A 21,767-nucleotide genomic window follows, 5' to 3' on the forward strand; every position below is an offset into this window, starting at 1 on the left:
CCACCTGTGCCACGACGACGGTGCCACGTCAGCCCGCGATCTTCTCGAGGACGACGTCCCCCTTGGCCGCGCCGTCGCCCGCACCGATGTCGATCCCGCCCTCGAGGGCCTGCCGGGCCCGGTCGAAGCGCTCGGGGGTGTCGGTGTGCATGGTGAGCAGCGGCTGGCCCGCGCGGACGGTGTCGCCCGGCTTGACGTGCAGCTCGACGCCCGCGCCGGCCTGGACGGCGTCGCCCTGGCGGGCACGGCCCGCACCCAGGCGCCACGCGCAGACGCCGACGGCGTAGGCGTCCAGGCGGCCCACGACGCCGTCGGCCTCGGCGGTGAGCGTCTCGGTCTCCTTGGCCGTGGGCAGCGCCGCGTCCGGGTCCCCGCCCTGGGCGCTGATCATGCGGCGCCACACGTCCATGGCGCGGCCGTCCTCGAGCGCCGCGCGAGGATCGGCGTCGGTGCGGCCGGCGGCGTCGAGCATCTCGCGGGCCAGCGCGACGGTGAGCTCGACGACGTCGGAGGGGCCGCCACCGGCGAGCACCTCGACGGACTCGCGGACCTCGAGGGCGTTGCCCGCGGTGAGGCCGAGCGGGGTGGACATGTCGGTGAGGAGGGCCGTCGTGCGCACGCCGGCGTCGCTGCCGAGGGCCACCATGGTGCGGGCGAGCTCGCGGGCGGCGTCGATGTCCTTCATGAAGGCGCCGGAACCGACCTTGACGTCGAGGACGAGGGAGTCGGTGCCCTCGGCGATCTTCTTGCTCATGATCGAGGAGGCGATGAGCGGGATGGCCTCGACGGTGCCCGTGGTGTCGCGCAGCGCGTAGAGCTTCTTGTCCGCCGGGGCCAGGCCGGTGCCGGCCGCGCAGATGACCGCGCCGACGTCCTCGAGCTGGCGCAGGATCGCGTCGTTGTCGAGGTCGGCGCGCCAGCCGGGGATGGCCTCGAGCTTGTCGAGGGTGCCGCCGGTGTGGCCGAGGCCGCGGCCCGAGAGCTGGGGCACGGCGACGTCGAAGACGGCGACGAGCGGGGCGAGCGGGAGGGTGATCTTGTCCCCCACGCCGCCGGTGGAGTGCTTGTCGGAGGTGGGGCGGGACAGGCCGGAGAAGTCCATGCGGCTGCCGGAGGCGATCATCGCGGCGGTCCAGCGGGAGATCTCGTCGCGGTCCATGCCGCGCAGGAAGATCGCCATCGCCAGCGCCGACATCTGCTCGTCGGCGACGATGCCGCGGGTGTAGGCGTCGATCACCCAGTCGATCTCGGCGGCGGCGAGGCCGCCGCCGTCGCGCTTGGTCCGGATGAGGTCGACGACATCGAAGGCTTCGGTCATGGTGACACCCTAGGACGAGGCGCCCAGGGGCGCCGACAGCGGGGCGGGACGCGCCCGCGGGACCGGCGACGCTCCGCCGCCGTGGGACCGCCCTACCGGGCCGTCCACTCCTCGAGGTGGCCGGGGCCGAAGGCCTCGGGGAGGAGCGCGGTCACCCGGTGGATGCCGGTGGGCGTCTCGACGAGAAGCTCGGGCCCGCCGTGCTCCCACAGCAGCTGGCGGCAACGGCCGCAGGGCACGATGACCCGCCCCTCACCGTCCACGCAGGTGAAGGCGACGAGCCGACCGCCGCCGGAGGCGTGCAGCGCCGAGACGAGGCCGCACTCGGCGCACAGGCCGATGCCGTAGGAGGCGTTCTCGACGTTGCAGCCGGTGACGGTGCGGCCGTCGTCGACGAGCGCGGCCGCGCCCACGGGGTAGGTGGAGTAGGGGACGTAGGCGCGGGCGACCATCCCCCGTGCCAGCTCGCGCAGGCGCTCCCAGGTGGCGTCGTCGGTCATCTCGGGCTTCCTCCTGGTGGGTGCGCTGCGCGAGCGGGCGGGCTACTTGACGTAGGGGATGTTCTCCGCGGCGGGTGCGCGCACCCGGCCGACGAAGCCGGCGACGGCGAAGATCGTCACGACGTAGGGCAGCATGAGGAGGAACTCCCCGGGGATGCCGCTGCCGCCCATCGCGCTGAGCATGTTCGCAAGGTTGCGCGAGAAGCCGAAGAGCAGGGCCGCGGCGAGCGCGCCGAGCGGGTTCCACCGGCCGAGGATCATCGCCGCCAGCGCGATGAAGCCGTTCCCGGCGGACATGTCGCGTCCGAACGCGAGGCCCGAGCCCACCGTGAAGAAGGCGCCACCCAGCCCGGCGAGCGCGCCGCCGAGGATCGGGGTGACCCAGCGCGTGCGGATGACGTCGATGCCGACGGTGTCCGCGGCCTTGGGGTGCTCGCCGACCGCACGCACCCGCAGGCCCCACCGGCTGCGGAACAGGAAGAGCTGCAGCGCGACGACGGCGGCGTACATGAGGTAGACGAGGATGTTCTGGTCGAACAGCACCGGGCCGATGACCGGGATGTCCGAGAGCAGCGGCACCGGCAGGGAGGGCAGCCGCTGGCGCTGGTTGAGCCCGGGGTTCTCGCTGAGCACGGTGGAGAAGAAGAAGCTCGTGACACCGAGGACGAGCACGTTGAGCACGACGCCGACGATGATCTGGTCCACCCAGTACTTCACGCTGAAGAAGACGAGCAGGACACCGACGAGCGCGCCGGCGATCGGCGCGGCGACGACGCCGAGGTAGGGGCTCGTCGTCATCGAGGCGACGATCGCCGCGAGGAAGGCGCCACCGAGCAGCTGGCCCTCGATCGCGATGTTGATGACGCCCGAGCGCTCGCACATCACCCCGGACAGTGCACCGAAGACGAGCGGCACGGACAGCGCGAGCGCGCCGGTGAGCAGGGAGGTCACCGGGATGGTGCCCCCGATGCCCTGCCAGGTGAGGAAGGCGAGGACGAAGGCGGCACCGAAGAGCGCCGGCGGCCACCAGCCCAGCGGCTGGCGACGCGTGGCGCGGTACGCCGCGTAGCCCGTGACGGCGGCCATGACGAGGGTGAGCACCCACAGCGCCGGGACGGTCGGGACCTCGGTGTTGGGGATCTCGGCGAGCTCCCCACCCGTGGCGGTGCGGAAGGTCGTCGTGCCCGACTCGGTGAACAGCGTGAAGCCGAGCAGGGAGATGAGCGTGAAGACGGCCATGAAGCCTGGACCGCGCCACTTGACGGGCGGCAGCACCACGGAGTCACGGGCGTCGGGGCGGGTGAGCGTGGAGTGGCTCATGCCGAGGCCTCCTTGGCGGCGAGCACGGTGGACTTCCCGCGCGAACGGTCCGGTGCCGGCAGGCGGAAGATCGCCCGGACGAGGGGCGGGGCCGCGATGAGCAGCACGATGACCGACTGGACGACGAGGATGATGTCGATCGGGGTCGGGGTGGTGGACTGCATGAGGAAGCCACCGGCCTTGAGCGCCCCGAAGAGCAGGCCCGCGGCGAAGGTGCCCCACGGGGTGGCGCGCCCGAGCAGTGCCACGGTGATCGCGTCGAAGCCGTAGCACGCCGCGACACCGGCGGTGAGGATCTGCTCGGTGCCGAGCACCTGCGCCGACCCGCCCAGGCCGCTGAGGCCACCGGCGATGACGAGGGCCACGATCGTCACCTTGGCGACGGAGACACCCGCCGTGCGGGCGGCCTCGGCGTTGGCGCCGACGGCTCGCAGCTCGAAGCCGAAGGTCGAGCGCTCCACCAGCCACCACACGGCGGCGGTGACGAGGATGGCGAGGATGAAGCCGAAGTGGAGGCGGAAGCCCTCCCCCAGCAGCAGCGGGTAGAGCGCGGTGTCGCGCACGTTGGGCGAGCGCGGCAGCGCCGAGCCGCTCTGCTGGAACGCGGGCTGGGTGAGGACCCAGCCGATGAGGTACACCGCGATGTTGTTGAGCATGATCGTGACGATCACCTCGTTGGCCCCGGTCCGGGCCTTGAGGACACCGGCGATGCCCGCCCAGATCGCGCCACCGAGCACCGCGCCGAGGACGGCGAGGACGACGTGGAGGACGACGGGCAGCTCGAGGGAGAAGCCGATCCAGCCACCGAGGATCGCGCCCACGATGATCTGGCCCTGGCCACCGATGTTGAACATCCCGGCGCGGAAGGCGATGGCGATGCCCAGACCGGTGAAGATCAGCGGCACGGAGAAGACGAGCGTCTCCGTCAGCGGGCGGATCGCGCGGGTGAAGGTCTCCGCCTGGTAGTCGAAGATCGAGCCGCGGAAGAGCGCGGCGTAGGCCCGGGAGACCGCGTCCCACACGGCACCGACGAAGTCCATCGGGCGGGCGAAGAGGTAGCCGGCGGTGTCCTGAACGCGGGTGTCGGCGGCGGCGATGAGGATGCCGCTGAGCACGAGCGCGACGACGATCGCCAAGGCGGTGACGAGCCAGCCGCCCGAGAGGATGTCCCGGACGAACTGCGCGGTGCGGGTGCGGGGCTCCCCGTCCGGCACCTGCCGGGCCGACGCCGGGGACTCCTCCGCCTGGGCGATGATGTCACCGGGGTGCTCGGCGGGGCGCCGGGTCTCGTCCTCGGTCACGGCGCGGTCTCCTCACTCATGTCGTCCGCCGCGGACATCGCGGTGCGGTGCTGGGCGGCCTGGGACAGCGCCTCCTCGTAGGGGACGCCGGCCATCATGAGGCCGAGGACGTCGCGGTCGGTGTCACCGGGGACGACGCCGACCACCCGCCCGCGGTACATGACGGCGATGCGGTCGGCCAGGGCCATGACCTCGTCGAGCTCGGTCGAGACGATGAGCACCGGGGTGCCCTTGTCCCGCTCGGCGACGATCTCCTTGTGGATGAACTCGATCGACCCGACGTCCACGCCGCGGGTGGGCTGGGAGGCGACGAGCAGGCGCAGCGGGCGGGACATCTCGCGCGCGATGACGACCTTCTGCTGGTTACCGCCGGACAGCGTGGAGATGGGGTCGTGCACCGAGGTGAGGCGCACGTCGAACTGCTCGGCGCGCCTGTGGGCGTTGTCCTCGACGACAGCGGGCTTGAGACTGCCGAAGGCGGCGAAGGGCGCGGTGTCGTACAGGTCGAGGATGAAGTTCTCGGCCACGGTGAAGCCGGCGATGACCCCGCCCGTGGAGCGGTCCTCGGGGACGAAGCCGATGCCGGCGCGCAGCCGCTGCTTGACGGAGGCGTCGACGAGCTCCTTGCCGTCCAGGACGATCGAGCCGGAGACCGGCTCGACGAGTCCGAGGATCGTCTCGGTGAGCTCGGTCTGGCCGTTGCCCTGGACACCGGCGACGACGACGATCTCCCCGTGCCGCACGGTGAGGTCGAGCCGGTCGACGGCGACCTGCCCCTTACCGTCGAGCACCGACAGGTCGGTGACGACGAAGGACTCCTCCCCCGGTGCGGCGTGGTCCTTGTCGACGGCCATGCTCACCGAGCGCCCGACCATGAGGGAGGCGAGCTCGGTCTCCGAGCTCGCGGGGCTCGCCTCGCCGACGACCGTGCCGCGGCGGATGACGGTGATGGAGTCGGCGATCGCCCGGACCTCGCGCAGCTTGTGCGTGATGAAGACGATCGAGGTGCCCTCGGCCTTGAGCTGGCGCATGATCGCGATGAGCTCGTCGGTCTCCTGGGGCGTGAGCACCGCCGTCGGCTCGTCGAGGATGAGCACCTTGGCCTCGCGGGAGAGGGCCTTGATGATCTCCACGCGCTGCTGCACGCCGACGGGCAGGTCCTCGATGACGGCGTCGGGGTCGACGTCGAAGCCGAAGCGGTCGGAGATCTCCTTGACTCGCTTGCGTGCCTCGCGCCGGCTGATGATGCCCAGGGGCCCGGTCGGCTCGTAGCCGAGGGCGACCGACTCGGCGACAGTGAAGACCGGGACGAGCATGAAGTGCTGGTGGACCATGCCGATGCCGGCGGCGACGGCGTCGCCGGGGCCGGAGAAGGTGACGGGCTCGTCGTCGAGGAGGATCTGCCCCTCGTCCGGGTCGTACAGGCCGTAGAGCACGTTCATCAGCGTGCTCTTGCCGGCCCCGTTCTCACCGAGCAGCGCGTGGATCTCCCCGGGCTCCACGACGAGGTCGATGTGGTCGTTGGCGACCAGGGGGCCGAAGCGCTTGGTGATGCCGCGAAGCTCGAGCTTCACATCCGCTCCATCGGTAGCGGGCCGCGGCGACGCGGCCGGAGGGGTGGACGCCGCGGCGTCCTGGCGGGCAGACGGTGACGGCCCGGCCACGGGCCGGGCCGTCACTGCGCGTGGTGGGTCAGGGAGCGTTGACGGTCTCGACGGCGAGCTCGCCCGAGACGATCTGCTCCTGGAGGGCCTCGACCTGGTCGAGGAGCTCCTGCGGGATGTCCGCGCTGCCGGTGGCAAGGCTGACACCGCCGTTGGCGAGGTCACCGATGTAGGGCTCGCCGGTGAAGCTGCCCTCGAGGCCGGACTTGATGGTCTCGAAGACGCCCGCCCCGATCTCCTTGACGACCGAGGCCAGGACGATGTCGGCGTAGTCGGTGGAGGCGGTCCAGTCGGAGTCGACACCGACGACCCACACGTTGCCGGCGCTCTCGGCGGCGGCGGCCGCACCCAGGCCGACGGGGCCGGCGACCGGCATGATGACGTCGGCGCCCTGGGCGATGAACTGCTCGGTCAGCGCCTGGCCCTGGCCCTGGTCCTCGAAGCCGCCGGAGAACGTGCCGTCCTGCGCCTCCTTGTCCCAGCCGAGAACCTGGACGTCGCCGTCGTTGTCCTCGTTGAACTTCGCGACGCCGTCGACGAAGCCGTCCATGAAGATGTTGACGGACGGGATCGGCAGGCCACCGAAGGTCGCGACCGTGCCGGTCTCGCTCATGCCCGCGGCGACGTAGCCCGCGAGGTAGGCGGCCTCGGCCGTGTTGAAGATGATGGGCGCGGCGTTGGGCAGCTCGACCGGCACCGGGGCGGCATCGGCGCCCTCACCCGGGTCGGAGAACGTCGCGTCGACGAGGCCGAAGTTGACGTCCGTGTTGGCCTCGGCGGCCGTCTGGATCGGGTCCTCGAGGAGGAAGCCGACACCGATGGTCATGTCGCAGCCCTGCTGCACCATGGAGTCGACGTTCGGGCCGAAGTCGGCGTCCGACTGCGACTCGGCGTCGTTGAGCTGGATCCCGAGCTCCTCCTCGGCGCGCATGCCGCCCTCCATGGCCGACTGGTTGAAGGACTGGTCCTCCCAGCCGCCCTGGTCGGAGATGAGGCAGGCGAGGTAGTCGACCTCCTCGGCGGACCCGGTGGTCGCCTCGGTGGTGGCCTCGCCGGCGGGCTCGGTGCTGTCGTCCTCCGGCGCGTCGCCGCACGCCGCGAGTGCCAGCGTGGCGACGGCCACGAGAGCGGTCGCGTAGATCGTCTTCTTCACGCTTGTCTCCTGGGGATGGTTGAGGCCGGGGTCGGCGGACGATGGAGGCGTCCACCGCGACCTATCGGCTGCGTACGGCCGACTGTAAGCCTCCGCGGCCGCGAGAGTGGCCGCATGGTGAGATGTGTCTATGTTCTGTTACACAAACGTTGTTAACGCGCGCGCACGGCCGCGGGCCCGCGGCCGGACAGGACGGGCGCGCCGCCCCGGGAGCCGGGCCGGGGCTGCGCCGCGACCCGCGGCTCGTAGCCGGCACGCTGCGCGGTGCGGGCCAGCACCCGCGCCCCGATGCTGATCGCGCGTTCGTCCACGACGAGGTCGCCCTGGTGGAGGTCGTGCGCCGCCCCGCCGGGCGCGCGGGTGCCCAGTCGCACCATCGCCCCGGGCACGCGCGAGAGGTACCAGGCGAAGTCCTCCCCGCCCAGCGACTGCTCGGTGAGCACGACGGCGTCGTCGGCGACGACCTCCCGGGTGGCGCCGTCGAGCAGCCGCACGCACTGCTCGTCGTTGACGACGGGCGGCATGCCGCGCTGGTGCTTGAGCTCCACCTCGACCCCGAGCGGGGACAGGAGGTCCGCGACGACGTCGTCGACGAGCGTGCCGGCCCGCTCCCAGGTCTCGACGTCCAGCGAGCGCAGCGTCCCGGTGACGCTGCCGACCGAGGGGATGGTGTTCGGCGCCCGGCCCGCGTTGACCGCACCCCACGTGAGGTTGGCCCCGGAGCGGGGGTCCAGGCGCCGGTCGAGCACGGCGGGCAGCTGGGTGATGATGTGCCCCAGGGCATAGACGACGTCACCGGTGAGGTGCGGGCGTGAGGTGTGTCCGCCGGCGGACCGGACGGTCACGGTGACGTTGTCCGACGCCGCGGTGATCGGGCCGATGCGTGAGCCGATCTTTCCGCAGGCGATCTTCGGCGCGCAGTGCAGGGCGTAGATCTGCTCGACACCGTCGAGGACGCCCTGGTCGAGGAGCTCCCTGGCGCCGCTCGGCTGGACCTCCTCGGCGGGCTGGAGGATGAGGCGCACACCGACGGGCAGCTGCCCCTCCTCCTCGAGGCGCGCGAGGATGAGGCCGGCCCCGAGGACGGCACTGGCGTGGACGTCGTGGCCGCAGGCGTGCGAGACGCCCTGGCGGCGGGAGCGGAAGGGCAGCCCGGTGGTCTCGGGCACGGGCAGCGCGTCGATGTCACCTCGCAGGGCGATCCGCCGTCGTCCCCGCTCGCGCGGGTCGGGGCCGATGTCGCAGACCAGCCCGCTGCCCTTGGTGCGGCGCGGGGACAGGCCCGCGGCGGTGAGCCGGTCGAACAGGAGGGTGGTCGTCTCCTGCTCCATCCAGCCCAGCTCGGGGTTGGCGTGGATCTGGCGCCGGATCGCGACCAGCTCCTGCTCCAGCTCGGCAGCGAGCTCGACGATGCGGTCAGCCTGGGGGACGTCCTTCACCTCAGCGACCCTAGCGCGCCTCAGCGGAGCGCGTCGGGCAGGACGTCGACGACCTCCTTGAGCCGCTGGGCCTGGGCGGTCGTCGTCACGAGCAGCGCGTCGGGCGTGTCGACGACGACGGCGCCCGGGACTCCGAGCACCGCGACCAGCCGGCCGGTGGCCGGGACGAGGACGGCGCCGGCGCTGTCGGCGGCGAGGGCGCGGCCCTCGCCCAGCGTCCGCACGCCGTCGGGGCCGGCGGGGAGCAGCGTCGCGAGCGAGCGCCAGTCCCCGACGTCGTCCCAGCCGAGCTCCGCGGGCACGACCGCCACCCCGCCGTCCGCGGCGACGGGCTCGGCGACGGCGTGGTCGATGGCGATGCGGGTGAGGCGCGGCCACTCGCGGGTGAGGACCTCGTCCCGGTCCGGCCCGTCCCAGGCGCGGGCGATGGCGAGGAGGCCGTCGTGCAGCGGGGGCTGGAGCCGGCGCAGGTGCTCGAGCAGCACCTCGGCGCGCACGACGAACATGCCCGCGTTCCACCGGTACCGCCCGGTGGCCAGGTACGCGGCGGCCGTCTCGGCGTCGGGCTTCTCGGCGAAGGAGGCGACGTGGAGCGCGGTGGGGGCACCCGCGACCCCGAGGGGCGCCCCGGACTCGACGTAGCCGAAGGCGGTCGAGGGATGGTCGGCCTCCACCCCGATCGTCACGACGTACCCGGCGCGCGCCGCCGCGACGGCCTCGCGGACAGCGGCAGCGAAGGCCTCGGGCCGGCGCACGAGGTGGTCGGCGGCGAAGGAGCCGACGACGACGTCGCCGTGCCGCTCGCGCAGGAGCGCCGCCGCGAGCCCGATCGCGGCCATCGAGTCCCGGCCCGAGGGCTCGGCGAGGAGCGCGTGCCCGGCCAGGTCCGGGAGCTGCTCGCGCACCGCGGCCGCGTGCGCCTCACCCGTGACGACCGTGACGCCGTCGGCCAGGGGCGCGAGCCGGTCCCAGGTGCCCTGGAGGAGCGTGCGCCCACTGCCGGTGAGGTCGAGGAGGAACTTGGGGTGCGCGCGGCGTGAGAGCGGCCACAGCCGGGTGCCGGCGCCGCCGGCGGGCACGACGGCGTGGAAGCCGGGAATCGGGTCAGAACTCATGGCGGCAGCCTAGACAGCGGGACCGTCCTCCCTGCCGGACACGTGTGCCCGTGTCCCGGGCCCATGGTCCCGAGAATGTCCACGACGTGGATACCATGCTCGTGTGTCCACCACTCATACTGCAGCGCGGCAGGTCAAGGGCCGCCGCACGTCGGTCGCCCTCAAGCTCGTCATGGCGGTCACCGGCGTCATCTTCCTGCTCTTCGTGCTGGCCCACATGTACGGCAACCTCAAGGCGCTGTCCGGGCAGCAGGCCTTTGACGACTACGCCCACCACCTGCGGGTGCTCGGCGAGCCGATGCTGCCGGAGTCCGGCTTCCTGTGGGTCATGCGCCTGGGCCTCATCGTCAGCCTCGTGCTCCACGTGTGGTCCGCGACCGTGCTCACGCGGCGCAAGCGCGCGGCCCGCACGCAGAGGTACGTGATGAAGAAGTCGGTGTCCTCGAGCCTGTCCTCGCGGACGATGATGTGGGGCGGCCTGGCCCTGCTCCTGTTCATCGTCTTCCACATCCTGCAGTTCACGACCCTGACGATCGAGGTCGGCGGCTCCTTCGACAGCCCCTACGACCGCCTCGTCGCCGCCTTCGAGACGTGGTGGCTCGTCGCGATCTACGTCGTCGCGATGGTGGCCCTGGGCATGCACCTGCGCCACGGCATCTGGAGCGCCACGCAGACCCTCGGCTGGTCCAACCGCACGCGCCAGCCGATGATCAAGGCAGTAGCCCTGGCCGTCGCGATCCTCGTCGTCGTCGGCTTCCTCGTCCCGCCGCTCGCCATCGCCTTCGGGCTCGTCTAGACCCGCGGAGTAGTGCATCCCATGACCGACCAGCTCATCGACGGCCTCTACCGCGAGGGCGCCCCGATCGCCGACACCAAGGCCCCGACCACCGTCCCTGTCGAGCGCCGCTGGCGCGAGCGCCAGTTCGGCGCCCGCCTCGTCAACCCCGCCAACCGGCGCAAGATCAGCGCGATCATCGTCGGTACCGGTCTGGCCGGCGCCTCCGCCGGCGCCACGCTGGGCGAGGCCGGCTACCAGGTGAAGTCCTTCTGCTACCAGGACTCCCCGCGCCGGGCGCACTCGATCGCCGCGCAGGGTGGCATCAACGCGGCGAAGAACTACCGCAACGACAACGACTCGACCTTCCGGCTCTTCTACGACACCGTCAAGGGCGGCGACTTCCGCTCCCGGGAGTCCAACGTCTACCGCCTCGCCGAGGTCAGCGCGAACATCATCGACCAGTGCGTCGCCCAGGGCGTGCCCTTCGCCCGTGAGTACGGCGGCCTGCTCGACAACCGCTCCTTCGGCGGCGTCCAGGTCTCCCGCACCTTCTACGCCCGCGGCCAGACCGGCCAGCAGCTCCTCATCGGCGCCTACCAGGCCCTGGAGCGACAGATCGCCGCCGGCACGGTCCAGATGTACACGCGCCACGAGATGCTCGAGCTCGTCGTCATCGACGGCCGCGCCCGCGGCGTCATCGTCCGCGACATGGTGACCGGTGAGATCGAGACGCACCTGGCCGACGTCGTCGTCCTCGCCACCGGCGGCTACGGCAACGTCTTCTACCTGTCGACCAACGCCATGGGCTCCAACACGACGGCGATCTGGCGCGCGCACCGCAAGGGCGCCCTGTTCGGCAACCCCTGCTACACGCAGATCCACCCGACGTGCATCCCGGTCTCCGGGGACTACCAGTCCAAGCTCACGCTCATGAGCGAGTCGCTGCGCAACGACGGCCGCATCTGGGTGCCCAAGCGCGCCGAGGACTGCGACAAGGACCCGCGGGACATCCCCGAGGAGGACCGCGACTACTACCTCGAGCGCACCTACCCGGCGTTCGGCAACCTCGTCCCCCGCGACATCGCCTCCCGCCAGGCGAAGAACGTGTGCGACGACGGCCGTGGCGTGGGCCCGGCGGTCGACGGCGTGCGTCGCGGTGTCTACCTCGACTTCGCCGAGGCGATCGAGCGGATGGGCCGCAAGGCGGTCGAGTCGAAGTACGGCAACCTCTTCGACATGTACCAGCGCATCACCGGGGAGAACCCCTACGAGGTGCCGATGCGCATCTACCCGGCCGTGCACTACACGATGGGCGGGCTGTGGGTCGACTACGACCTCCAGTCCAACGTCCCCGGGCTCTTCGTCACCGGTGAGGCGAACTTCTCCGACCACGGCGCGAACCGGCTGGGCGCCTCCGCGCTCATGCAGGGCCTGGCCGACGGGTACTTCGTCCTGCCCAACACGATCAACGACTACCTCGCCGGCGGGCCCTTCGAGAAGGTCGCCGAGGACCACCCCGCGGTGGTCGAGGCCCGCGCGTCGGTCCAGGACCGCATCGACCGCCTGATGAGCGCCGGCGGCACGCGCTCGGTCGACTCCTTCCACAAGGAGCTCGGGCACATCATGTGGGAGTACTGCGGGATGGAGCGCACGGCCGAGGGCCTGCAGACCGCCATCGAGAAGATCCGGGCGCTGCGCGAGGAGTACTGGCGCGACGTACGGGTCCTGGGCGCGGCCGACGACTTCAACCAGTCCCTGGAGAAGGCCGGACGCGTCGCCGACTTCATCGAGCTCGGTGAGCTCATGTGCATCGACGCGCTGCACCGCCGCGAGTCCTGCGGCGGTCACTTCCGCGCGGAGAGCCAGACCGAGGACGGCGAGGCGCTGCGCCACGACGACGAGTTCGCCTACGTGGCGGCGTGGGAGTGGACGGGGACCGGTGAGGCACCCGTGCTCCACAAGGAGGACCTCGTGTACGAGTACGTCGAGATGAAGCAGCGGAGCTACAAGTGAGAATCACCCTCAAGGTCTGGCGTCAGGCCAACGCCGCCACCCGCGGCCGGATGGTCGACTACCGGCTCGACGACGTCTCCGAGGACATGTCCTTCCTCGAGATGCTCGACGTCCTCAACGAGCAGCTCATCGGTCAGGGCGAGGAGCCGGTGGCCTTCGACCACGACTGCCGCGAGGGCATCTGCGGCATGTGCGGCCTCATGATCGACGGCATCGCGCACGGGCCGGAGGTCACCACGGTCTGCCAGCTCCACATGCGCTCCTTCAAGGACGGCGACACCATCACCGTCGAGCCGTGGCGCGCGGACCCCTTCCCGGTCATCAAGGACCTCGTCGTCGACCGCTCGGCCTTTGACCGGATCATCCAGGCCGGCGGCTTCATCTCCGCCAACACCGGCGCGGCCCCGGACGCCCACGCGACCCCGGTGCCCAAGGCCGACGCCGACGCCGCCTTCGAGGCGGCCGCCTGCATCAGCTGCGGCGCCTGCGTCGCGGCCTGCCCCAACGGCTCCTCGATGCTCTTCACCGCCGCCAAGGTCACCCACCTCGGCAAGCTGCCCCAGGGTCAGCCGGAGCGGCTCGGGCGCGTGGTGTCGATGGTCGCCCAGCAGGACGCCGAGGGCTTCGGTGGTTGCACGAACATCGGTGAGTGCGCGGCCGTGTGCCCCAAGGGCATCCCGCTGGACACGATCAACCAGCTGAACTTCGACCTGCGGACGGCGCTGCGCAACGGCGTCTGAGCCCAGCCCTCACGACCGGCCACTCCGCGCGTCCTCAGGGGCAGCGGGTGGCCGTTCGTCGTACTACCGGCGGCGGGTCTCGCCGCGAGCCCTACGGCGTCGCGCCGAGCGGTCGGCGTAAGCGTCCTTGGTCTCGTGGCGCCGGCCCAGGCGGCGGCGGTTCCACTCGCGTGCCCGGCCCACGAGGCCACCCCAGTACGCCTCCCGGGCGCGAGCCTCCACGGCCATCCGCTCGTTCCACTCGTCCTGCTCGTCCTGCGCGTGGCGCAGCGCGAGCACCTCCTCGCCCTCCTCCCCGAGCCGCTCGAGGTCGGCGACGAGGGTCTCCTCCCGGAGCTTCTCGGCGGCCTGCACCGTCCCCGTCGTCGCGTCGTAGTCCCAGGCGAGGGTGCCCGGCGCCGAGAGCGTGACGTAGTTGGGGTGCTCGTCGAAGTTCGTCGCGCCCGGCTCGTCCGGCTTGGGCGGGGCCGGCGGGTTGGCGGTCCACGCCGCGATCATCAGCGTGACGCGAGCGAGGAGGTTGACCCACAGGAGCAGGGTGATGAGGGCGGCGGCCGTGGCGAGCAGCGGGTTGTCGGCGCCGCCGACGAGGGTGGTCCCGAAGAGCCGGAGCACCGTGGAGGCCACCGCGCCGAGCAGCGCCCCGACGAGGAGGTCACGGCGCGGCACGTGCACCCCGGCGAGCACCCGGAAGAGCAGGACGTACACCGCACCGTCGACGAGGAGGGCGACGAGGTAGCCGAGGACGCGCAGCGCCACGGACGCGAAGGTGCCCTCGATCCCCACGCTGTCGAGCAGCCACTGCCCGGCAGCGCCCGCGGCGATGCCCAGTGCCGCCGTCGTCACGACCGCGAGGGCGAGGATGAGGAAGCCGCCGAGGTCGCGCACCCGGGTGAGGACGGGGCTCTCCTTGGGCGTGACGATGCCGAACATCATCCGGATCGAGCGCTTGAGCGCGCCCATGACGGAGATCGCCGTCCACAGCAGCACGCCGACGGCCGCGATGCTCGCGGGGTTGAGCGCCGTGCTGAGCACGAGGTCGTCGGGGTTGACCAGGCCCCCGTTGCTGCCCGTGTCGATGATGCCGGGCAGCGCGTCGTCCACGCTCTGCAGCACGGTCTCGCGCAGCTCGGCGTTGTTGCCGAGCACGGTCATGAAGATCGTGTAGCCGATCGTGAGCGCCGCGAAGATCGAGAACAGCGCCGAGTAGGTGATGCCGCCGGCGAGCAGGCCGCCGTTCGTCTTGGCGTACCGGGCCAGCCCGCGGCCGGGCCGGGAATGCTCCCAGCGCGACATGAGCGCGGTGACGCGCTCCCCCAGCGACGGGCGGTCCTCGGCAGCGGTGCTCATGGCCCGCAAGCCTAGGGACGAACCCCCCGCCCGGCATCAGCAGACCCCGCGGACCCACCGCGCCGGCCCCGCGCGTCCAGGCTTCGCGCCCGCCTCGGGGCGCCCCTGCACGGGCTCCACTCCTCACCATGCGCCCGCTGAGGCACCGTGCTGCCCGTCGACGGGCGGCACGGTAACCTCCGTCGGGCGCACAGCGGGACGAGAGCATGTTCGTGCCGCCTCCGATGATCGGTCATGTTCGATTATGGGGAGTTTTCTGGCACACTGGGCGCATGGACACCGAGCGTTCCGAGGCGCCACCACCATTGCTCGCCCGGCAGCGGCAGCAGCAGATCCTGGCCGCGGTCAACCAGCACGGGGGCGTGCGCGTGGCCGAGATGGTCGACCAGCTCGGCGTCTCGGAGATGACGATCCGCCGGGACATCACCAGCCTCGTCCGGCGCGGGCTCGTCGCCCGGGTGCACGGCGGCGCCGTCGCCCCCAGCCGCTCCGCACAGGAGCCGGCCTTCGCCCTCAAGGCCGGGCAGCACACGGGCGAGAAGGCGCGCATCGGCACGCTCGCCGCCTCGCGCGTCGAGGCGGGGGACGCCGTCGCGCTCTCGGCGGGCACCACCACCCTCGCCGTCGCCCGCGCCCTCACGGCGCTGCCCCACTTCGCCACGCTCACCGTCATCACCAACTCCCTGCCCGCCGCCGACGTCCTCCACCAGGCCGCCATGCAGGCGCGCGAGGCCGGCCGCCCGGCGCCCACCGTCGTCCTCACCGGCGGGGAGCGCACCCCCTCGGACGCGCTCGTCGGGCCGGCCACCGTCGACTACCTGCGCGACGTCCGCGTCGACTGGGTCTTCCTCGGCGCGCACGGCTTCGACCCCGCCATCGGCCTCATGACACCCAACCTCCAGGAGGCGTCGACGAACTCGGCGCTGCTCGCGACCGGCCGCAGCGCCGTCGCCGTCCTGGACTCGAGCAAGTGGGGCGTGCGCGGACTGCGCACCTTCTGCCGGGCGGAGGACCTCGCCGCCCTCGTCACCGACGTACAGCCGGACGAGGAGACCCTCGCCGCAGCCGCCACGCACGACTTCTCCCTGGAGATCGCTTCCGATGACTGACACCGTCCGCAAGACCCGAGGCACGCTCGCCGACGGCCGCGAGATCCTCTACTTCGACGACTCCGAGCCCTACGTCTCCGGCGGCGCGACCCGGCGCCTGGACGACCCTCGCCCGCTGCCGGACCGGTTCGGCCCCGTGGCCGGTCCCGACGGCGAGCCGCAGCCCTTCACCGGCCCGCAGATGCGCTACGACGTCCTCACCGGTGAGTGGGTCCCGATGGCCACCCACCGGATGAACCGCACGCACCTGCCCCCGGCGGACGCGAACCCGCTCGCCCCGGCCCGTCCCGGCGCGGCGTACACCGACGGCGACATCCCCGCGGACGACTACGACGTCGTCGTCTTCGAGAACCGCTTCCCCTCCCTCGTCCAGGTCCCCGGCGAGGAGGACGTCGTCACCCACCTCGACGGCGAGCCGCTGTGGCCCGTCCGCCCGGCCGCCGGCCGCTGCGAGGTCATCTGCTTCTCCCCCGACCCCGACGCCTCCCTCGCCACGCTCGACGAGCGCCGCATGCGCACGGTCGTCGAGGCCTGGGCCGACCGCACCACCGAGCTCGGCGCGCTCCCCGGCGTCGAGCAGGTCTTCTGCTTCGAGAACCGCGGCCGTGAGATCGGCGTGACCCTCCACCACCCGCACGGGCAGATCTACGCCTACCCCTACCTCACCCCCCGCACCGCGACGATGCTGCGCCAGGCGCGCGAGCACCGGGCCGCCACCGGCCGCAATCTCCTGCGCGACGTTCTGGACGCGGAGCTGCGCTCCGGTCGCCGCGTCGTCGCCGAGTCCGAGCACTGGGCCGCCTACGTGCCGGCCGCCGCGCGCTGGCCCGTCGAGATCCACCTCGCCCCGCGCCGCGACGTCCCGGACCTGCCCGCCCTCACGGACGAGGAGCGCACCGACCTCGCCGGTATCTACCTGCGGCTCCTGCGCGCCGGGGACCAGTACTTCGTGACCGAGGGCGACGACGGCGAGCCGCGGGCCATCGCGCTGCCCTACATCTCCGCGTGGCACCAGGCCCCGGTCAACGAGGGCCGCGAGGACCTGCGTCTGCACCTGCAGCTCTTCTCCGTCCTCCGCGCCCCCGGCAAGCTCAAGTACCTCGCCGGCTCCGAGTCCGGCATGGGCGCGTGGGTCTCCGACACCACCCCCGAGCGCATCGCCGACCGGCTGCGGGAGGTCATGGCGTGAGCGTCCTCGCCCCTGCCTGGACCGCCGACGCCGGCGCCCGCCGGGCCCGTGACCTCCTCGCCTCCGCCCTCGGTCCCGAGCCCGCCGACGGCGTGTGGGCGGCCCCCGGGCGCGTCAACCTCATCGGGGAGCACACCGACTACAACGGCGGCCTGTGCCTGCCGATCGCCCTGCCCCACCGCACCTACGTCGCGGTACGCCGCCGGGAGGACCGCACCGTGCGGCTCACCTCCGGACAGGAGCCGGGCGTGCGCACGATCGACCTCGACGGCGTCGGCCCGGTGGGCTCGCCGGGTGCGGTCGAGGGCTGGCCGGCGTACGTGGTCGGCGTCGCCTGGGCGCTGGTCGCCGAGGGCCTCGTCCCCGCCGAGCGGGTGACCGGCTTCGACGCCGCCGTGGACAGCTGCGTGCCCTACGGCGCCGGCCTGTCCTCCTCGGCGGCGCTCGAGTGCGCCGTCGCCATCGCGCTCGACGAGCTGTGGGGGCTGGGCCTGGCGGCTGACGACGCCGGACGGGCCCGTCTCGCGGCCGCCTGCGTGCGTGCGGAGAACGAGGTTGCCGGGGCACCGACCGGCGGGATGGACCAGTCCGCCTCGCTGCGGGCCGAGGAGGGCCGGGCCCTGCTCCTCGACTGCCGCGACGGCTCCACCCGGCAGGTCCCCTTTGCGCTCGAGGCGGCGGGGCTGGAGCTGCTCGTCATCGACACCCGCGCCCCGCACGCGCTCGTCGACGGCCAGTACGCCGAGCGCCGCGACAGCTGCGAGCGCGCCGCCCGGCAGCTCGGCGTGACGACGCTGCGCGAGGTCGAGGACCTCGACGCCGCCCTGGCCTCGTTGGCCGACCCGGTGGTCCAGCGGCGGGTGCGCCACGTCGTCACCGAGATCGAGCGCGTCGCCCGCTTCGCCGAGGAGCTCGACGCCGGGCCGCTCGACCCCGCCCGCGCGGCGGCGCTCGGCGCGCTCATGGTGGGCTCGCACGTCTCGATGCGCGACGACTACGAGATCTCCTGCGCCGAGCTCGACCTCGCGGTGGAGACCGCGACGGCTGCCGGCGCCCACGGCGCCCGGATGACCGGCGGCGGCTTCGGCGGCTCCGCGATCGCCCTGCTCCCGGCCGGGCAGGCCGAGCGGGTGGCAGGGGAGGTCGGCGCGGCCTTCGCCGCGGCCGGCTTCGCCGCACCGGCCTTCCTCCTCGCCCCCGCGAGCGCCCCCGCCGCCCGCACCGCCTGAGCCGCGCCCCTCTCGCGCCGGTTGGTGGGGTGTCAGGCGACGCCGACGCCACCTCCCTCCGCACCGACAGCTGGACTCTGCCGGGAGCTCGCAGGGCGAGACCCAGCTGTCGGCGTGAGTGGGAGCTTTCAGTCCACGTCGACGACGAGCGGGGCGTGGTCGGAGAAGCGCTGGTCGTAGGCGGCGGCACGGTCGACCGTCGCCGTGCGGGCCCGCTCGGCGAAACCGGGCGAGGACAGCAGGTAGTCGATCCGCCAGCCGGCGTCGTTGTCGAAGGCCTTCCCGCGCATCGACCACCACGTGTAGGGGCCCGGGCCCTCCCCGCCGAGGCGGCGACCGAGGTCGACGTAGGCGAGGGCGTCGAACCAGCGGTCGAGGTAAGCGATCTCCTGGTCGAGCACGCCGGACGTGCGGTTGTGGTTGCTCTTCCAGTTCCTGATGTCGACGGGCCGGTGGACGATGTTGACGTCCCCGCCCACGACGACGTCCCGCTCCCCCGCCGCCGCCTGCTCAGAGAGCGTGGTCAGCCGCGCGGTCACCTTGTCCAGGTGCGCATACTTCGCGGCCATCCGCTCCGGCTCGTTCGCCGTCCCGGAGTGGACGTAGACGGACACCAGGGTGAGCCGACGGTCGCTGCCCGGCAGCTCGACGTCCATCTCCACCCAGCGGCCGGTGTCGACGGGCGGCTCGTCGTCGCCCAGGCCCACCCGCACCGCCGTGGCGGGCAGCCGGGACGCGACGGCCACCCCGGCCCGGCCCTTGATGTCGCAGGCCTGGTGGGCCACGTGCCAGCCCTCCCCGAGGAGGTCGTGGACGACGTCGTCGGGGGCGCGGACCTCCTGGAGGAGGAGCAGGTCGGGCGAGCGGTCCGCGAGCCACGTGTCCATGCCCTTGCGGACGGCGGCGCGGATCCCGTTGACGTTGACGGTGGCGATTCTCAGCATCCGGCCATTCTCACCTCGGCCACCGGCTGGACCGAAAACGGCCCGGCCCCGCAGCCGGTGCGGCTGCGGGGCCGGCCGCTGCTACGGGGTGCGGCGCAGGCCGAGGGTGTCGGTGCCGTTGCCGTCCCAGTCGCCCACGTAGACCTCGTCGCCCTCGCGGCCGTAGGCCACCACCCGCTCCGCCGGCCCCCCGCGCAGGGAGTTGACGACGTGGTAGACGCGCCCGCGCCGCACGGCGAGGGTGTCGGTCCCGTTGCCGTCCCAGTCACCCGTGAGCGTGACGTCACCGGCCCGGCCGTACGTGACGACGGTGTCGGCGGCCCCACCTCGGAGGTCGTTCTTCACGTGGTAGGTCGCGCCGCGGCGCACGGTGACGGTGTCGTCCCCGTCGCCGTCCCAGTCACCGACGAGCACCTCGTCGTCCGGGCGCCCGTAGTCGGTCACGACGTCCGCGGGCCCGCCGGTCAGCGAGTTCTTCACGTGGTAGGTCCTGCCGCGGCGCACCGCCAACGTGTCGGTGCCGTCCCCGTCCCAGTCGCCGACGAGGACGTGGTCGTCGGCGCGGCCGTAGACGATCTCCCGTTCCGCCGGACCGCCCCTCAGGTCGTTGCCCACGTAGTAGCGCGCGCCCCGCCGCACCGTGATCGTGTCGGTGCCGTCCCCGTCCCAGTCACCGATGAGGACCTCGTCGGTGTGCCGGCCGTAGGCGAAGGCCACGTCCGCGGCGCCGCCGCCCCAGCCGTTGCTGAGGAAGAAGCCGTACTCCGGCTCCGGCGGCCGCGGGCCCGGCTGCCCGGTCCGCACGACCATCGCGCTGCCCCCACCGGAGCGCCTCGGCTCTGCTGCGGCCTGCAGGCGCCCGTCCGGCAGGAAGGCGATACCGGTGACGTTGCCGAGCGTGGCCACCTCGTTGACCGTGTGGCCCCGCGCACGGAGTGCCTCACCGAGCGCGGTGCCGGCGATCGCGGCCTCCGCCTCGCTCGCCCCGCCGTTGCGGCTGGACAGCCGCGGAGCGGCGATGGCCTCGGGCAGCGACATGCCCAGGTCGAGGTGGTTGATCGCCACCTGGAGCACCGTCGTGATGATCGTCGACCCGCCGGGTGAGCCGAAGGCGGCGACAGGGGCACCGTCGTCGAGCACGATCGTCGGTGCCATGCTGCTGCGCGGCCGCTTGCCGCCCTCCGGCGCGTTGGCGGGGTGCTCGGGGTCGGGCTCGAAGTCGGTGAGCTGGTTGTTGAGGAGGAATCCGTACCCGGGCACGGCGATCCCGCTGCCGCCGATCTGCTCGATCGTGAAGGTGTAGCTCACGACGTTGCCCCACCGGTCGGCGACCGTGAGGTGCGTCGTCGAGCCGTGCCCCTCCGCGGACCCGGCGGACGCGGCCGCGCCCGCGCCGTCGTCGTAGGGCCACGGGTCCCCGGCCGGGACAGGCCGGGCCTGCGCCTCAGGGCCGACGAGCTCGCGCCGCTCGTCGGCGAAGCCCTGGGAGAGCAGGCCGGTGAGGGGCACGTCGAGGAACGCCTCGTCACCGACGTAGGCGTTGCGGTCGGCGAAGGCGAGCGCCGAGCTCTCGGCCATGTGGTGGAGGACCTCCTCCTCGGCCATGCCGGACAGGTCGAAGCCCTCGAGGATGTTGAGGGCCTCCCCCACCGTCGAGCCGCCGCTCGAGGGCGGCGCCATCCCGTAGACCTCCAGCCCGCGGTAGTCCACGACCGTGGGCTCCTGCTCGAGCGCCTCGTAGCCGGCGAGGTCCGCGAGGGTCATCTCCCCGGGCCGGACCGGGCGCTCGGCGCCATCGGCCAGCGGCGGGTTGGTGTTCGTCGCGACGATCGCCTCGGCGATCTCGCCCTCGTAGAAGACGTCGGCGCCCTCCTCGCCGAGGAGGCGGTAGGTGTCGGCGAGCTCCTCGTTGGCGATGACGGTGCCCTCCGTGGGCGCCTCGCCGTCGACGAGGAAGGTCTCGGTGCTCGAGGTGAAGTCCTGGAAGATCTCGAGGTTGTCCGCGGTCCGCGACTCGTACTGGGCGTCGACGACGAAGCCGTCGTCGGCCAGCCGCACGGCCGGCTCCAGCACCTCGGCGAGCGGCTTCGTCCCGTACTGCGACAGCGCCAGCTCCCACCCGCGGACGAGTCCGGGCACGCCCTGGGAAAGTCCCGAGACGCGCCGCTCGGCGAAGGGGATGGGCGCGCCGTCCTCGAGGAAGACGTCCGGCTCCATCGCCGCCCACGCCTCCTCGCGGGAGTCGATCGTCGTCACCTCACCGGTGTCGGCGGAGTAGAGGACGAAGAAGCCGCCGCCGCCGATGCTGCCGTCGTAGGGGCGGGTGACGCCGAGCGCGGCGGAGGCGGCGACGGCGGCGTCGACGGCGTTCCCGCCCTCGCGCAGCACCTCCAGGCCGGCGGCCGAGGCATAGGGGTCCAGGGAGGCGACCGCGCCGTCGTAGCCGGTGGCGGTCGCCTCCCTGTCGTGCTCCTGCGGCAGGCCGTGGGCCGCCGGGACAGCGCCGGCGACGAGTGCCGCCGTCAGCGCCAGGGTGAGGGTGCCCGGCCGGAGCGGCCGTCTCGCGTGGTGCGACATCGTTGTCCTCCGTGCTGTAGGGACCGTC

17 protein-coding genes are annotated in these 21,767 nt (G+C 72.7%); 6 read left to right on the plus strand and 11 right to left on the minus strand.

Annotation, left to right across the window (positions count from 1 at the left end; all coding sequences use genetic code 11):
• Nucleotides 1-28 precede the first annotated feature (28 nt).
• The 8 genes from M3148_RS06705 to M3148_RS06740 form a co-directional block, all read right to left on the minus strand.
• Complete coding sequence (locus M3148_RS06705) at nucleotides 29-1,318, minus strand: thymidine phosphorylase (protein ID WP_251303911.1); 1,290 nt, start codon at nucleotides 1,316-1,318, stop codon at nucleotides 29-31.
• A gap of 92 nt (nucleotides 1,319-1,410) precedes the next feature.
• On the minus strand, nucleotides 1,411-1,818 hold the full coding sequence (locus tag M3148_RS06710) for a cytidine deaminase (RefSeq protein WP_251303912.1): 408 nt from the start codon (nucleotides 1,816-1,818) through the stop codon (nucleotides 1,411-1,413).
• Between the two features lie 42 nt (nucleotides 1,819-1,860).
• Nucleotides 1,861-3,138, minus strand: a complete 1,278-nt coding sequence (locus M3148_RS06715) for an ABC transporter permease (RefSeq protein ID WP_251303913.1) — start codon at nucleotides 3,136-3,138, stop codon at nucleotides 1,861-1,863.
• Nucleotides 3,135-4,439, minus strand: a complete 1,305-nt coding sequence (locus tag M3148_RS06720) for an ABC transporter permease (protein ID WP_440136906.1) — start codon at nucleotides 4,437-4,439, stop codon at nucleotides 3,135-3,137. The genes M3148_RS06715 and M3148_RS06720 overlap by 4 nt, the downstream gene beginning before the upstream one ends.
• Nucleotides 4,436-6,013 (minus strand): ABC transporter ATP-binding protein, encoded by a 1,578-nt coding sequence (locus M3148_RS06725; RefSeq protein WP_251303914.1) that lies wholly within the window; start codon nucleotides 6,011-6,013, stop codon nucleotides 4,436-4,438. Before M3148_RS06725 ends, M3148_RS06720 begins: the two co-directional genes overlap by 4 nt.
• A 118-nt stretch (nucleotides 6,014-6,131) precedes the next feature.
• On the minus strand, nucleotides 6,132-7,256 hold the full coding sequence (locus tag M3148_RS06730) for a BMP family lipoprotein (protein ID WP_251303915.1): 1,125 nt from the start codon (nucleotides 7,254-7,256) through the stop codon (nucleotides 6,132-6,134).
• Nucleotides 7,257-7,408: 152 nt separating this feature from the next.
• Nucleotides 7,409-8,695 carry an amidohydrolase gene (locus M3148_RS06735; protein ID WP_251303916.1) on the minus strand — a complete coding sequence of 429 codons (1,287 nt, stop codon included), beginning with the start codon at nucleotides 8,693-8,695 and terminating at the stop codon, nucleotides 7,409-7,411.
• 20 nt (nucleotides 8,696-8,715) lie between these two features.
• On the minus strand, nucleotides 8,716-9,810 hold the full coding sequence (locus M3148_RS06740) for a mannose-1-phosphate guanylyltransferase (RefSeq protein ID WP_251303917.1): 1,095 nt from the start codon (nucleotides 9,808-9,810) through the stop codon (nucleotides 8,716-8,718).
• A gap of 103 nt (nucleotides 9,811-9,913) precedes the next feature.
• On the opposite strand from M3148_RS06740, the gene M3148_RS06745 reads away from it, so the two are divergent.
• The 3 genes from M3148_RS06745 to M3148_RS06755 are packed head-to-tail and all read left to right on the plus strand — an operon-like array spanning nucleotide 9,914 to nucleotide 13,341.
• Complete coding sequence (locus tag M3148_RS06745; RefSeq protein WP_251303918.1) at nucleotides 9,914-10,606, plus strand: succinate dehydrogenase cytochrome b subunit; 693 nt, start codon at nucleotides 9,914-9,916, stop codon at nucleotides 10,604-10,606.
• Between the two features lie 21 nt (nucleotides 10,607-10,627).
• Nucleotides 10,628-12,601, plus strand: a complete 1,974-nt coding sequence (locus M3148_RS06750) for a fumarate reductase/succinate dehydrogenase flavoprotein subunit (protein WP_251303919.1) — start codon at nucleotides 10,628-10,630, stop codon at nucleotides 12,599-12,601.
• Nucleotides 12,598-13,341, plus strand: a complete 744-nt coding sequence (locus M3148_RS06755) for a succinate dehydrogenase/fumarate reductase iron-sulfur subunit (RefSeq protein ID WP_251303920.1) — start codon at nucleotides 12,598-12,600, stop codon at nucleotides 13,339-13,341. Before M3148_RS06750 ends, M3148_RS06755 begins: the two co-directional genes overlap by 4 nt.
• 63 nt (nucleotides 13,342-13,404) lie before the next feature.
• On the opposite strand, the gene M3148_RS06760 is transcribed toward M3148_RS06755, so the two are convergent.
• Nucleotides 13,405-14,691, minus strand: a complete 1,287-nt coding sequence (locus M3148_RS06760) for a YihY/virulence factor BrkB family protein (RefSeq protein ID WP_251303921.1) — start codon at nucleotides 14,689-14,691, stop codon at nucleotides 13,405-13,407.
• A gap of 272 nt (nucleotides 14,692-14,963) precedes the next feature.
• Between M3148_RS06760 and M3148_RS06765 the strand changes: the two genes are divergently transcribed.
• The 3 genes from M3148_RS06765 to galK are packed head-to-tail and all read left to right on the plus strand — an operon-like array spanning nucleotide 14,964 to nucleotide 18,218.
• Nucleotides 14,964-15,800, plus strand: coding sequence for a DeoR/GlpR family DNA-binding transcription regulator (locus M3148_RS06765; RefSeq protein WP_251303922.1), 837 nt, complete (start codon nucleotides 14,964-14,966; stop codon nucleotides 15,798-15,800).
• Nucleotides 15,793-16,989, plus strand: a complete 1,197-nt coding sequence (gene galT / locus M3148_RS06770; protein ID WP_251303923.1) for a galactose-1-phosphate uridylyltransferase — start codon at nucleotides 15,793-15,795, stop codon at nucleotides 16,987-16,989. The genes M3148_RS06765 and galT overlap by 8 nt, the downstream gene beginning before the upstream one ends.
• Nucleotides 16,986-18,218 (plus strand): galactokinase, encoded by a 1,233-nt coding sequence (gene galK, locus M3148_RS06775; RefSeq protein WP_251303924.1) that lies wholly within the window; start codon nucleotides 16,986-16,988, stop codon nucleotides 18,216-18,218. Before galT ends, galK begins: the two co-directional genes overlap by 4 nt.
• A 128-nt stretch (nucleotides 18,219-18,346) precedes the next feature.
• On the opposite strand, the gene M3148_RS06780 is transcribed toward galK, so the two are convergent.
• Entirely contained in the window at nucleotides 18,347-19,162 is an 816-nt protein-coding gene (locus M3148_RS06780) for an exodeoxyribonuclease III (RefSeq protein ID WP_251303925.1), read from the minus strand.
• 81 nt (nucleotides 19,163-19,243) lie between these two features.
• Nucleotides 19,244-21,739, minus strand: a complete 2,496-nt coding sequence (gene ggt / locus M3148_RS06785) for a gamma-glutamyltransferase (RefSeq protein WP_251303926.1) — start codon at nucleotides 21,737-21,739, stop codon at nucleotides 19,244-19,246.
• Nucleotides 21,740-21,767: the final 28 nt, after the last annotated feature.

The sequence above is a fragment of the Georgenia satyanarayanai genome (assembly GCF_023715365.1).
GTDB classification, from domain to species: domain Bacteria; phylum Actinomycetota; class Actinomycetes; order Actinomycetales; family Actinomycetaceae; genus Oceanitalea; species Oceanitalea satyanarayanai_B.

Coding starts and splice junctions, on each gene's coding strand:
- M3148_RS06740 (WP_251303917.1), bottom strand. CDS start 9,810: ATGAGTTCTGACCCGATTCCCGGCTTCCACGCCGTCGTGCCCGCCGGC.
- M3148_RS06705 (WP_251303911.1), bottom strand. CDS start 1,318: ATGACCGAAGCCTTCGATGTCGTCGACCTCATCCGGACCAAGCGCGAC.
- ggt (WP_251303926.1), bottom strand. CDS start 21,739: ATGTCGCACCACGCGAGACGGCCGCTCCGGCCGGGCACCCTCACCCTG.
- M3148_RS06750 (WP_251303919.1), top strand. CDS start 10,628: ATGACCGACCAGCTCATCGACGGCCTCTACCGCGAGGGCGCCCCGATC.
- M3148_RS06780 (WP_251303925.1), bottom strand. CDS start 19,162: ATGCTGAGAATCGCCACCGTCAACGTCAACGGGATCCGCGCCGCCGTC.
- M3148_RS06765 (WP_251303922.1), top strand. CDS start 14,964: ATGGACACCGAGCGTTCCGAGGCGCCACCACCATTGCTCGCCCGGCAG.
- M3148_RS06710 (WP_251303912.1), bottom strand. CDS start 1,818: ATGACCGACGACGCCACCTGGGAGCGCCTGCGCGAGCTGGCACGGGGG.
- galT (WP_251303923.1), top strand. CDS start 15,793: ATGACTGACACCGTCCGCAAGACCCGAGGCACGCTCGCCGACGGCCGC.
- M3148_RS06715 (WP_251303913.1), bottom strand. CDS start 3,138: ATGAGCCACTCCACGCTCACCCGCCCCGACGCCCGTGACTCCGTGGTG.
- M3148_RS06760 (WP_251303921.1), bottom strand. CDS start 14,691: ATGAGCACCGCTGCCGAGGACCGCCCGTCGCTGGGGGAGCGCGTCACC.